At 50.0% G+C, this 14,955-nt stretch carries 1 protein-coding gene; it reads left to right on the forward strand.

Annotation, left to right across the window (positions count from 1 at the left end; genetic code table 11):
* Positions 1-3 precede the first annotated feature (3 nt).
* Complete coding sequence (locus MHH91_RS09070; RefSeq protein ID WP_014471839.1) at positions 4-14,955, forward strand: non-ribosomal peptide synthetase; 14,952 nt, start codon at positions 4-6, stop codon at positions 14,953-14,955.

Genomic DNA, 14,955 nt, shown 5'->3' on the forward strand with positions numbered 1-14,955 from the left:
TCTATGAAAAGTGATATGACGGCAAGCGGGTTACTCAAGCCATCTGTCAGCTATGGAAAATCATTGCGGCTTTCAGCGGATCAGCCGATGACGATTCCTGAAGTCCTGCATAAAACCGCCGCGGCAGCGGGAGATCAAAAGGGCATCACATATATACAGCCTGACGGCACCGAAGTGTATCAGACTTACAGCGGCTTGAAAAAGATCGCTCTTTCGATTGTGAAAGGACTCCGCCAATCAGGAGTGAAGGCTCAGGATGAAGTCATTTTACAGCTAAGTGACAATTCTCAGCTGATTCCTGCTTTTTGGGGCTGTGTTTTTTTAGGAGCGATCCCGGTTCCGCTTGCGGCCGCTCCGGCTTACACAGAAATGAACAGCGGGACGCAAAAACTGAAAGACGCCTGGACGCTTTTGAATCAGCCGTATGTCATCACGAGCCGTGAAGTGCTGCCGGAGATGACTGCATGGGCGAAGGAGCAGGAGCTTTCCGGGTTCTGCGCTTTGGCGGCAGAAGATCTTTCAGCGGAGGAAATGGCTGAGGACTGCCATCATCCCCGTCCGGATGATCTGGCGATGCTGCTTTTGACCTCGGGAAGCACGGGCACGCCGAAAGCCGTGATGCTCAGCCATGAAAACATCGTCTGCATGGTTAAAGGAAATATTCAGATGCAAGGCTATACAAGTGAGGATGTCACGTTTAACTGGATGCCTTTTGACCATGTCGGCGGCATCGGGATGCTCCATCTGCGTGATGTTTATCTCGGATGTGAAGAAATCAATATACCGAGCGAATCCATTCTGATGGATCCTTTAAAATGGCTTGATCTGATTGATCATTACCGCGCTTCGGTCACGTGGGCGCCTAATTTTGCCTTCGGACTGCTCGCCGATTTCGCAGAAGACATTCAAAACCGGAAATGGGACTTATCCTCCATGCGTTACATGCTGAACGGAGGGGAGGCCACGGTTGCGAAAGTCGGGCGCAGAATTATGGAGCTTTTAGAGCCGCATGGTCTGCCGGCTAATGCCATCCGTCCCGCATGGGGAATGTCCGAAACATCTTCAGGCGTTATTTTCTCAGATGAGTTTACACTGGAAAACACGAGTGATGATGATCGTTTCGTGGAGATCGGTCTCCCGATTCCGGGGTTTAATATGAGAATTACGGATGACCGCAATCAGGTGGTGGAAGAAGGAGAAATCGGACGTTTCCAAGTGTCGGGTCTGACTGTAACAAGCGGTTATTATGAGCGTCCGGACTTAAACGAGAGTGTCTTTACAGAAGACGGCTGGTTTGAAACGGGAGATCTCGGCTTTCTGCGTGAAGGCCGCCTGACGATAACGGGCCGAACGAAAGATGCCATCATTATCAACGGTGTGAATTATTACAGCCACGCCATTGAATCAGCCGTTGAGGAATTACCGGAAATCGAAACGTCATATACAGCGGCATGCGCCGTCCGGCCGAATCAAAGCACGACAGACGAGCTGGCGATTTTCTTTGTGACATCCGTTCCGTTGGATGAGAACCGCATGACGAAGCTTCTTCATCACATTCACCAGCATGTGACACAGAAAATCGGCGTCACCCCTGATTATCTGCTTCCGGTCGCAAAAGAAGACATTCCTAAGACGGCGATCGGGAAAATCCAGCGCACTCAGCTGAAACATTCATTCGAACAAGGACAATTTGATTCATTACATAATAACAAGCAAGAAGACGGCCGTTCAGAATCGGCTTCTGCGGAGAAAGAGATTGAACGGGATTTTATCCGTTTTCTGAAAGAGGAACTTTCTATCGCGGATGAACTCGTTGATCCGCATACACCGCTTCAAAGTCTTGGCGTCAATTCCATCAAGATGATGAAACTCGCCAGATCGATTGAAAAAACGTATCATATCCGGCTGACGGCGCGAGAGCTGCACAAGAACCCGACCATTGGCGCTTTAGCGGCTTATACCGCTGAAAAAGCGGGTAGCACCTCCGCTGATCATCATCCCGCAAAAGCCGAGCTGCCGGCAGAACGTGAGAAACAGAAAACGGCGCCAGCGCTTTCAGAAGTGCAAAAAGGGCTGTGGACATTGCAGAAAATGTCGCCTGAAACGACTGCATACCATGTCCCGCTCTGTTTCCGATTCACATCAGGAATCAACAAAGAGAAAATGAAGCAGGCGTTTCAGCTCGTATTAACACAGCACCCGATGCTTAAAAGCGCCGTGAAAGAAACAGACGGCGGGCTTTATTTCATAGAATCGGCAGATCCTTTTGTATTTATGGAAGAAGATATTTCTGACGTAAATGAATCACAAATACCCGCTCTGATACGGAAAAAAGTGAAAGAGCCGTTTGTCAAAGAAGGCGGACCTTTGCTGCGTGTGCAGCTGCTTTCAAAATCCGATGCGGAACATTATGTTTTGACAGTCATTCATCACATCGTGTTTGACGGCATTTCATCCATTACATTTATTCACAGCCTGCTGGATCACTATCAGGCGCTGCTTCAGGGAAAAGAAGAGTTTGCGGCTGCTGCTTCCGGCATTCAGCCCGATTACGCAGCTTGGGAAAAGCGGTACTTGGCAAGTGAAGAAAGCAAAGCTTCCCGCGCTTACTGGATGAAACAGCTCGGGGGCGATCTGCCCGACCTCCAGCTTCCGCCGATGCGCACGGACAGCAGTGCTCCGGAGTTTACAGAAGATACGCTGACACGACGCCTTCCTGAACGGCTGCTGAAAAATGTCACGGCGTTTGCCGCATCCCGTTCGATTCACTTGTCCACCGTCATGCTGAGCTGCTACATGGTGCTTTTAGCGAAATATACAGATAAGGAAGATATTGTGGCAGGCATGCCTGCAATGGTCAGACCTGAAGAACGCTTTGATGGTGTGATCGGTCATTTCCTCAACATGCTTCCGATCCGAAGCAAAGCCGGACGAAAAGAAACGTTTGCTGACTTTGTTCAAAAGGTGCAGGATGCCGTTTTGGACGGATTGGATCACTCATTTTATCCGTTTCCGAAAATGGTGCGTGATGTTCATGCGAAACCCCGGCAGAACGGTTCGCCTATTTTCAGCAACGCCTTTTTCTATCAGAACTTTCTGCAGGATTCAAGCTATCAATCGATGCTTGATGAATACAATGAATTCTCCTGTGAGTTTGTAAAAGACATTCATCAGGAAGGGGAATATGACCTTGTATTTGAAATGTGGGAAGAAGCATCCGGCATGGATCTTACGATTAAATACAGCACTGAATTATTCGATGAAGCAGGGGCAGCGAGACTTTTTAACCAATTTGTACAGGCCGCTGAATCTTTGACGGCAAATGCGGATATGCCGCTTGAGGACGTTTCTCTCATGAAAAAAAGAGAGGAGCAAATGATTCTTAAGACTTGGAATGAAACAAGCCGTGAGTATCCGGATGCCTGCTTCCATGAATTATTCGAACGTCAGGCGGCAGAAACGCCTGATGCTTGTGCGGTTGTTTATGAACAGCAAAAGCTGACATACCGCGAGCTGGATGAAAAAAGCACGAAGCTGGCGCTCTTTTTGCAGGCGCACGGCGCAGGGCCTGACGAACTGATCGGCATTTACACAGACCGTTCATTGCATATGGCTGTCGGCCTTCTCGGTATTTTAAAAGCCGGGGGAGCGTATGTGCCGCTCGATCCTTCTTACCCCGCTGACAGATTGGAATATATGATCGCTGACAGCAGGATTTCAATGTGCCTGACGACAGCTGATTTAGAGCATTCATTGAACTGGGGCGGCGTGCAGACAGCTGCCATTGACCGCGATTGGCATGACATTGAACAGACAGCGGCGGAAAGAACGTCGCTGAAGCGGCTGGTAACACCTGACGACCTGGCGTATGTCATTTACACGTCAGGCAGCACGGGCAAACCGAAAGGCGTCATGATTCCGCACCGGGCGCTGACGAATTTCTTATTATCGATGGCGCATGAGCCGGGTCTTTCGTCCGAAGATAAACTGCTTGCCGTTACGACATATTGCTTTGATATCGCGGCGCTGGAGCTGTACCTTCCTTTAATCAAAGGAGCTGAGTGCAACATCTGTAAGACAGAAGTCGCTAAAGACGCACGGAAGCTGAAAGAGCTGATTCAAGAGTACAAACCGACGATCATGCAGGCGACGCCGTTTACGTGGAAAATGCTCTTTCATTCCGGATGGACAAATGAAGAGAAAGTGAAAATCCTTTGCGGCGGCGAGGCGCTTAGCGAACAATTGAAGCAGCAATTCCTTGATACGAAAAGTGAGGCCTGGAATATGTTCGGGCCGACAGAGACGACAATCTGGTCCGCCGTGCAGCGTATAACGGAAAATGAGAGTGCGCTTACGATCGGGCGCCCGATCGCCAATACCCGTGTGTATATTATGGATTCGGGCCTCAATCCTGTTTTAGAAGGGGTGCCGGGAGAACTTTGTATCGCGGGAGACGGATTGGCTAGAGGGTATTTCAACAAGCCTGAGCTGACAGATAAAGCCTTCGTCAGCCATCGGCTCGAACTGGGGTCAAAGCTTTATAAAACAGGCGATATGGCACGTTTTCTTCCCGGGGGCCGCATTGAATACATGGGACGGATGGACAGCCAAGTCAAAATCCGCGGCTACCGTATTGAACCCGGAGATATTGAGAGCAGGCTGAATGCCCATCCGGCCGTTCAGGAAAGCGTAGTTGTTGTGAACAATCACTCCGGAAATGAAAAGCTTTGCGCGTTTTATATCCGGAAAGACGAAGAGCCGCTTCCCTCTTCAAAGGATTTGCGCAATCATTTGAAACAATCGCTGCCGGCCTATATGGTGCCAGTTTCCTTTATCCGCCTGAAAGAGCTTCCGCTCACACCAAACGGAAAAGTTGACCGCAAGCTTCTTGCAGCACGCGATCTGACAGAAAAACAGCCGCAAACAAAAACACGTTCTTCATCTCATATTCAGCAGGCGGTGCTGGCCATTTGGCAGGACGTATTGAAAAGCAGTGACATAGAGCTTGATGACCGCTTTTTTGATGCAGGGGGTGATTCGCTCCTTGCCGTGACTGTAACTGATCGGATTACGCAGGAACTGGATTGTGAATTCAGTGTGACGGAGCTGTTTGAATACGCGACGGTAAAAGACATCAGCCGGTTTATCGCTGAACAAAAACCGAAAGAAGTCATTTCTGCTCCTGTGCCGCAAAAGAAAGTGAATGCAGAAGACCGGAAAAACCCGCCGGGGGAATTTCCTGATTATTACGAAGACAGCGTAGCGGTTATCGGTATATCCTGTGAGTTTCCGGGAGCAAAGGATCATTATGAATTTTGGAATAATATCAAAGAAGGCAAAGAAAGCATCACATTCTTTTCAAAAGAGGAGCTCCGCCGATTCGGTATTTCTGAGGAACTGGCCAGTCATCCCGGCTTCGTTCCGGCGAAATCAGTTTTAGAGGGGAAAGAAATGTTTGATCCCGGTTTCTTCGGCTTTTCACCGAAAGATGCCGAATATATGGATCCTCAGCTGAGAATGCTTTTGCTTCATTCCTGGAAGGCGATCGAGGATGCGGGGTACGTTTCAAAAGAAATTCCGGAAACAAGCGTGTATATGTCTGCAAGCACGAACTCTTACCGCAGCCTGCTGCCGGAGGAGACGACAGAACAGCTGGAAACGCCGGATGGCTACGTGTCATGGGTGCTTGCCCAAAGCGGGACGATTCCGACGATGATTTCTCATAAACTCGGGTTGAAAGGGCCGAGCTATTTTGTTCATGCCAACTGCTCATCTTCCTTAATCGGCCTGCATTCGGCTTTTCAAAGCCTGCAGTCCGGGGAAGCTAAGTACGCCCTTGTCGGCGGTGCGACTCTTCATACGGAATCAAATGCCGGGTATATTCATCAGCCGGGGCTGAATTTTTCAAGCGACGGGCATATTAAAGCGTTTGATGCGGCTGCTGACGGAATGATCGGCGGTGAAGGAGCCGGCGCCGTACTCTTGAAAAAAGCTTCGGATGCCGTTAAGGATGGCGACCATATTTATGCGCTGCTGCGCGGAATCGGAGTCAATAACGATGGAGCGGATAAGGTCGGATTTTACGCGCCGAGCGTTAAAGGACAAGCTGACGTCATTCAGAAGGTTATTGATCAGACGGGCATCCATCCTGAAACGATCGCATACGTCGAAGCTCACGGCACAGGAACGAAACTCGGCGACCCGATTGAACTGTCCGCTCTTCAATCAGTGTACGGCCGATATACAGATAAAAAACAATACTGCGGCATCGGATCAGTCAAAACAAATCTCGGACATTTGGATACAGCGGCCGGAATGGCTGGCTGCATCAAGGTTGTCATGAGCTTATACCAGCAGGAAATCGCGCCGAGCATCAATTACAAAGAGCCGAACCCGAATCTTCATTTAGAAGACTCTCCGTTTTACGTTGCGGAAGCCAAGAAAGAGTTAGGCCGGGAGAACACGGCACACCGCATGGCTTTGAGTTCATTCGGGCTTGGCGGAACAAACACACATGCGATTTTTGAGCAATATCCGGATGCATCTGAAGCAAGAGACTGGGGCGGTCCGTTCATCATTCCGTTGTCTGCCAGAAAAAAAGACCGTCTGAAGGAATACGCAAAACAGCTGCTTGCTTTTCTGGAAGGAAAAACGGATGCTGATCTCGCTGATCTTGCCTACACTTTCCAAGTCGGAAGGGAAGCGATGGAGGAACGTGCGGCTTTTATTACAAGCGGAACAGCGGAGCTGAAGCAGCAGCTTACGGATTTTATCAATGAAAAGCCGGCTATAACAGGCTGCTATACGGGAGAAAAACAGCAGGCGAAAGACATTGCCTGGCTTTCTGATGATGATGACAGCGCTGAACTTATCGAAAAATGGCTTGCGAAAGGAAAAGGATCGAAGCTCGCTGAGATGTGGAGTAAAGGTGTCGCCATCAATTGGCGCAAGCTTTACAAAGACAAGCATCCGAAGCGAATCAGCGTGCCGGTCTACCCGTTTGCAAAGGAACCGTACTGGCCGAAAAAAGCAGGAAAGAAAACATCTGCCGCACACAACGGAATTTCAGTTTTACACCCGCTCGTGCAGCAAAACACGTCAGACTTGGCCATTCAGCGGTTCAGCTCACTGTTTACAGGCTCAGAATTTTTCCTGAAGGATCATGTGGTCAGGGAAAAAGCGGTGCTGCCGGGAGCGGCATATTTGGAAATGTCTTATGAAGCGGTAAAACGGGCGCTTGGCGGTTTATTAAAAGACGGCGACAGAATTACGCTCCATCATACGGTCTGGCTGAAGCCGATCGTCGTTCACGAACAAGAGCGCCAAGTCCATATTGCGCTGTCTCCAGAAGAAGACGGAATCATCTCGTATGACATTTACAGCGTAAACGCTGACGATGAAGAAGTGCTGCACAGCCAAGGACGGGCCGAAATCATAAAGGCTGAACAAGAGCCTGAGGCAGACCTTTCCGCCATACAAAATAGGTGTACAGCTGACATCCTTGATCCGGCGGCCTTTTATCGGGAAGGCAGAAGCAGGGGGATGTTCCACGGAAAAGCGTTCCAAGGCATCAAATCCGCCTTGATCGGCGAAAAAGAAGTGTTTTCGGACATACAGCTTCCGGCTTCGGTTTCTCACACGAACGGGCAATTTACACTTCATCCGAGCATTATTGATTCGGCTATTCAGACGGCGACAATCTGCATTATGCAGGAGTTTTCCGGACAAAAGCTGATTCTGCCGTTTGCGCTTGAATCCCTTGAAGTCGTCAAAGCATGCACGCCGACTATGCGGGCGCATGCACGCTTCAGCGAAGGATATCAAGCCGGCGATTCCGTGCAGAAAGCCGACATTGACCTGTTTGATGAAACAGGAGCACTTTGTGTGAAGATAAGAGGCTTCTCTACGAGAGTGCTTGAAGGGGATGCGGAATCGGCTCAGTCGCCATCCGGCTCGGAAAAGGTTTTATTTGAACCGGTCTGGAAAGAAGCTGCGGCATCCGATGAAGCTTCGGTCCATGCTGATGAGCATTTGATCATACTTTGTGAAGAGGCCGGCCATGTAAAAGATAAAGTGGCATCCGTCCTGAAAGACGCCAAACTGCTGTTTGTTGAAAGTGAGGACGAAACAGCCGCTGAACGTTTCCAAAGCTATGCGCAGACGATCGCTGAACACATCCAGCGGATCATCAGCGAAAAAAGGCAAGGCCGCATTCTGATTCAGACCGTTATTTCAGCAGACGGCAGCCAGCAATTGTTTGCCGGATTAACAGGTCTGTTAAAAACAGCCGAGCTGGAATACGGAAAACTTGACTGCCAGCTCATCGAAATAGACTCAATCGGCAAAATGACGGCTGTCGCTCAAAAACTGAAAAACGACAGTCATCGGCCGCATGATAAACATATCCGTTATAAAGGAGAAAAACGGTATGTGAAGGCTTGGGAAGAAATGAATCCGGCAGGAAGCGGCACCGTCTGGAAGGACGAAGGCGTATATTTGATTACCGGGGGCGCCGGAAGCCTGGGCTTGATGTTCGCACAAGAAATCGCAGGTCGCGTAAAACACCCGAATGTCATTCTGACCGGCCGCTCTGATCTGACTGAAGCCAAGCAGCGCGAGCTCGCTATGCTTCGGCAGGCAGGTGCAAATGTCGTCTATAAAAAGCTGAACGCGGCAAACCGGCGGGAAAACGAAGCGCTGATAAAAGAACTGACGGCGGAATTCGGGAAGCTTAACGGAATTATTCATGCTGCGGGAGTGATACAAGACCGCTTTCTGCTGCAAAAAACGAAGGAAGAGTTCAGTGAAGTGCTGGCTCCGAAAGTGATCGGCACCGCTTATTTAGACGAAGCCAGCAAAGATTGCAACCTTGACTTTTTCGTATTGTTCTCCAGTGTTTCCGGTGTTCTCGGCAATGTCGGACAGGCTGATTATGCCGCCGGCAACGCGTTTATGGATGCGTACGCCGCTTACAGGCAATCCCTTACGGAGAATGGCCTGCGGCACGGAAAAACGATCGCCTTTAACTGGACGCTGTGGAAAGACGGCGGCATGCAGGCAGGAGATGAGACCGAGAGAATGATGAAAAAATCCTTCGGCATGGTTCCGCTGCAGAAGGCGGCAGGTCTGGCTGCATTTTATGAAGGAATGGCTCAGGAAAAGCCGCAGCTATTAGCGGCTGAAGGACACGCAGCAAAATTGAAACGGACGTTCCTAACCGTTTCTGAATCTGAAAAACCGCAGGAGAAGACGAACGAGCCTGTATCCGCCGGCTCAGCAGGCAAATGGCACGATTCGCTTATCCGAATGGTGAGTGCAATATTAAAAGTCGGCCAAGAAGAGATTGATATAGATACGGAACTGAGTGAATACGGTTTTGATTCTGTATCGTTTACCGTCTTTACGAATCAATTAAATGAAACGTATCAGCTGGAACTGGCGCCGACAATTTTCTTCGAGCACGGAACGATCCGCAGTTTAGCGGAGTATTTGACAGATGAGGCAGAAGGCGGGCTTCCTTCTCAGCCGGAAGAAACACAAGATGCGGAAGAATTTCTTCAAACGCTTCATATCGCTTTGACAGCTATGGTAAGCGAAATTTTAAAAGTCGGCCGTGATGACATTGATATAGAAACGGAATTGAGTGAATACGGTTTTGATTCTGTATCATTTACCGTCTTTACGAATCAATTAAATGAAGCGTATCAGCTGGAGCTGGCACCGACGATTTTCTTTGAGTACGGGACGGTCAGCGATCTCGCCGGATATTTGGCAAAAGAGCATCCGGGCCGTTTCGGCGAAAAGAAGAAAGAGTCACCGAAAGAAGAGCAGCCAAAAGCCCGTAAGCCGAAAATGGAGCGAAGAAAGCGATTCGCGACGGTAATGAACGCTGCGGCAGAGACAAAAGAGCCGCGCCGCTTCGATCCGGTTGCCATTGTCGGAATCAGCGGCCGATTCCCGGGCGCGAAGGATATAGAGGAATTTTGGCGCAATCTGAAAGAAGGAAAAGATTCTATCACAACCATCCCGAAAGACCGCTGGGATTGGGAAGCGTTTGATGGCGATCCGAATCTAGAAGGAAACAAAACGAACATCAAGTGGGGCGGCTTTATTGACGGAATAGCTGAATTTGATCCGCTGTTCTTTGGCATTTCAGCGCGGGAAGCCCAATATTTAGATCCGCAGCAGCGGCTGTTATTGACTTATGCATGGCGGGCGATAGAAGATGCGGGCTGTAAGCCGGAGAGCCTTTCCGGTACAAATACGGGCGTCTTTATCGGCACCGGAAATACCGGGTATAAAGATTTGTTCACAAGAGCGGGTCTTGCGCCGGAAGGACATGCGGCGACAGGCAGCATGATTCCTTCCATAGGGCCGAACCGTTTGAGCTATCTGTTAAATCTTCACGGGCCGAGCGAGCCGATTGAAACAGCATGCTCAAGCTCGCTTGTGGCGATCCACCGGGCGGTATCCGCTATAGAAAACGGAGAATGCGACATGGCGATTGCCGGAGGGATCAACACGATTCTGACGGAAGAAGCACATATCAGCTACAGCAAAGCAGGCATGCTCAGCAAAGACGGAAAATGCAAAACCTTCTCCAAGGATGCCAACGGGTATGTCAGAGGAGAAGGCGCGGGAATTCTGATGCTGAAGAAATTGACAGATGCCGAACGGGATGGAAATCCGATTTACGGCGTGATCCGCGGTACGGCGGAAAATCACGGCGGCCGGGCGAATACGTTAACCTCGCCGAATCCGAAACTGCAGGCTGACTTATTGGTGAGAGCTTATCGGAAAGCGGGAGTGGATCCGAGCACCATCACGTATATTGAAGCGCACGGTACAGGAACGGAATTGGGTGATCCGATTGAAATAAACGGTTTGAAAGCGGCGTTTCACGAGCTTTCGAAAACAAATCAGCAGCCTGAAGTCTCTGATCACCGCTGCGGCATCGGCTCGGTCAAAAGCAACATCGGCCATTTGGAGCTTGCCGCGGGAGTATCAGGCGTAATGAAAGTGCTTTTGCAAATGAAGCACAAAACGCTGGTTAAAAGCCTGCATTGCGACACAATCAATCCTTACATTCAGCTGGATGACAGTCCTTTCTACATCGTGCAGGAAAATCAGGAATGGACGGCAGCGGAAGATAGAAACGGAAATGCCATTCCGCGCCGGGCCGGGGTCAGCTCATTTGGCATCGGCGGGGTCAACGCCCATATTGTCATTGAAGAGTATGTCCCGCAAGAAACCGCTCAGCCTGAGCACAGTCCGGAAAATCCGGCCATTATCCTTCTATCCGCCAAATCAAAAGAAAAACTGTTTGAACAGGCGCAGCAGCTGCAAAAAGCGATCCGACAAACACCGTACACAGATCAAGACTTGGCGGCTGTCGCTTATACACTGCAAACCGGAAGGGACGAAATGGAAGAGCGTTTGGCCATTCTCGCAGCGACGATGGCGGAATTGGAAACAAAGCTGGAAGCATTTACGGGAAATGAGAAAAACACCGCCGGGCTGTATACCGGCCAGTCTCACCGCAATAAAGATACGTTTGCCTTGTTCACGGCGGATGAAGATATGGACATCGTTATTGATGCCTGGATCAGAAAAGGAAAATTCGCCAAGCTGGCAGAGGTATGGGTGAAAGGCGGCGTGTTGAATTGGAACCGCCTGTATGAAAAAAAGACGCCGCGTTTAGTCAGTCTTCCGTCTTATCCGTTTGCCAAAGACATGTATTGGGTGCCGGAGAATCCCGAAAAGAATCAGGCTCGTACAGAAGAGCGGATCAAACGCATTTTGACGAAACAATGGGAGCTGAGCCCGCTTGAACTGCGTGAACCGTGCACACGCCCCGTTGCGATTTTGACAGGCGGGGACACGATGAATCTCGCAGAAGAGATCGCCGGGCATATGCCGAACAACCGGATCATCACAACAGCAGACCTTACTGGTGAATATGACTGGCAGGCGTTTGACGGAGTCATCGATCTCCTTGGTGCAGCGAAAGAAGATCCTGAAGGCATGACCGGTATCCAATGGCTTCAGCAATTGATTGAGCATGGGCATAAAGACGGACTGACACTGCTTTGTGTCACGAAAGACCTTGAATCAATAGGAAAAGAGGCCAATCAAACAACCGGATCAGAACGGGCCGGTCTGTACAGAATGCTGGCATACGAGTACAGTCATCTGTCATCAAGGCACCTCGACCTTGAAGGAGTGCTGCCGGATGAAACACTGGCGAAGCAAATTGCTGATGAGTTTCATGCCCGCACTGATGACGCGGAGGTTTGCCGGAGGGACGGCTTGCGCTACCGGGGCGTATTGAGAGACTCAGAAAACATAGATTTAAAAGTCGGGAGAATTGAATTTCCGCAAAACCATGTGCTTTTGATCACCGGGGGCACAAGGGGTATCGGCCTTTTATGCGCACGACATTTTGCCGAACATTACGGTGTGAAAAAATTGGTGCTTACAGGCCGTGAGACCCTTCCGCCGCGAAATGAGTGGACAGGCAGCCTGAATGGGATGCCGGCTTCTGTAAAAGCGAAAATAGAAGCTGTTCTCGATTTGGAATCCAAAGGTGTACAAGTGAATGTCTTGTCAGTTTCGTTAGCGGATGAAGCCGGGCTGAGACAGGAACTGAATCAGATAAAGCAGACGCTCGGGCCCATCGGCGGCGTTATCCACTGCGCAGGTGTGACAGATAAAGAGACGCTCGCATTTATCAGAAAAACCGATGAGGATATACAGCGGGTGCTTGAGCCGAAAGTAGACGGGCTTCAGGCGTTATACAGTGTGCTGAGCGGTGAACCGCTGGAGTTTTTCGTCCTGTTTTCTTCCGTGTCAGCTGCGATACCGGCGCTTTCGGCAGGACAGGCCGATTATGCCATGGCCAATGCGTATATGGACTATTTTGCAAACTCATTCAAAGAGCAATTGCCAATAGTGAGCATTCAGTGGCCGAACTGGAAAGAAACCGGAATGGGCGAAGTGACGAACAAAGCTTATAAAGAGAGCGGCTTATACAGCATCACGAACGCAGAAGGATTACAGCTCCTTGACGGCATACTTCTGGAATCAGCAAGGGGCCCGGTGATGCCGGCCGTTCTGAATCCTAAGCTGTGGAAACCGGAGCAATTCATGCGGCGGAGCAGGCAGGATAAGCCAATAAGTCCGGCTATGGTAAAACCGGCGGGAAAAACCACTGATACTGCCGGAGACAACGCACAATTAGCAAGCAAAACAGAAGAATGGCTCACGGGATTATTTTCTGAAGAACTGCGGATTGATCAGGAGCAGCTTGAGACAGATGTATTATTCCAAGAGTACGGAGTGGATTCTATTATCCTTGCCCAGCTTCTGCAGAGGATCAATCGGGATCTCTCGGCATCTCTTGACCCGTCAATTCTGTATGAATATCCGACCATTCAATCTTTCGCAAATTGGCTTCTCAAGGGACACACAGAGGTGTTGTCAGATCTGTTTAATTTGAAGGCGGACAATCCTGTTTCAAAAGCGCCGGCTGAGCCGGCAATTGAAACACAAGCGGTATCGGTGCAACTAGAGCCGGCCGGAAAACAGATTCACGGTGAAGATATTGCGGTCGTCGGCATGTCCTGCCGGTTTCCGGGGGCGGCTTCCTTAGAGGAATACTGGTCGCTTTTGGCTGAAGGCCGTTCGGCCATCCGTCCTGTTCCGGCTGAGCGATGGGGTTTTAAGACGCCTTATTACGCGGGAATGCTTGATGGAATTCATCAATTTGATCCGGACTTCTTTTTACTGGCTGAAGAGGATGTAAAGGCAATGGACCCTCAAGCTCTGGCTGTTCTGGAAGAGTGTCTTAACCTGTGGTATCACGCGGGCTATTCGCCGGATGAGATCAAGGGGGATGCGATAGGTGTGTATCTTGGCGGACGGAGCCGTCACAGACCGGGTGAAGAGAAACTGCTGGATGCGAAAAATCCGATTGTCGCGCTTGGGCAGAACTATTTGGCTGCAAATCTCTCCCAATACTTCGATATGCGCGGCCCGAGTGTTGTTCTGGATACAGCCTGCTCTTCTGCCTTAGTCGGAATGAATATGGCCGTGCAAGCCCTTGTAACAGGAGAAATAAAAGCGGCCGTTGTCGGCGGCGTGAGCCTGTTTGAATCTGAAGAAACCCATAAATTGTTTGAACAGCGCGGCATTTTAAGTAAAGCGCAGTCGTTCCATGTGTTTGACCAACGCGCAGATGGAGTCGTGCTGGGCGAGGGTGTCGGAATGGTTCTTTTAAAAACCGTGTCTCAGGCCATTGAAGACGGAGATTCGATTTATGCCGTAGTGAAGGCGGCTTCTGTCAATAATGACGGAAGAACGGCAGGACCGGCTACGCCGAGTCTGGAAGCGCAAAAAGCCGTCATGAAGACGGCACTTGAAAAAAGCGGAAAACGGCCGGAAGAAATCACCCATATTGAAGCGAACGGTTCAGGTACGGCCGTTACTGATCTGTTAGAACTGAAGGCCATTCAATCCGTCTACCGCTCAACAGACGCCGGCCCGCTCGGAATCGGCTCTGTGAAACCGAACATCGGGCACCCGCTTTGCGCGGAAGGAATTGCAAGTTTCATAAAAGTTGTGCTCATGCTGAAAGAGAAAAGCTTTATCCCGTTTTTATCAGGCGAGCATGAACATACACACTTTGACAGAGAAAAGGCCAATATTCAGTTCACCCGCACTCTGGCAGACTGGCCGTCACCAATACCGGCGGCAGGAATAAACTGCTTTGCCGACGGCGGTACAAACGCCCACGTCATTGTGGAAGCGTGGCAGAAAGACGAAGGGCGCCGCATCAAGCGCCATCCTTTAACACCGCCAGTATTAAATAAGCGGCTGATTTCGCCGGACAGCAAAGAAGAAGCGAACGAAAAAGCTGCGGCAAACATCTGGGATACCTATGAAGTGGAGGTTTAA

It is taken from the genome of Bacillus sp. FSL K6-2819 (genome assembly GCF_038008305.1).
In the GTDB taxonomy this organism is placed as follows: domain Bacteria; phylum Bacillota; class Bacilli; order Bacillales; family Bacillaceae; genus Bacillus; species Bacillus amyloliquefaciens.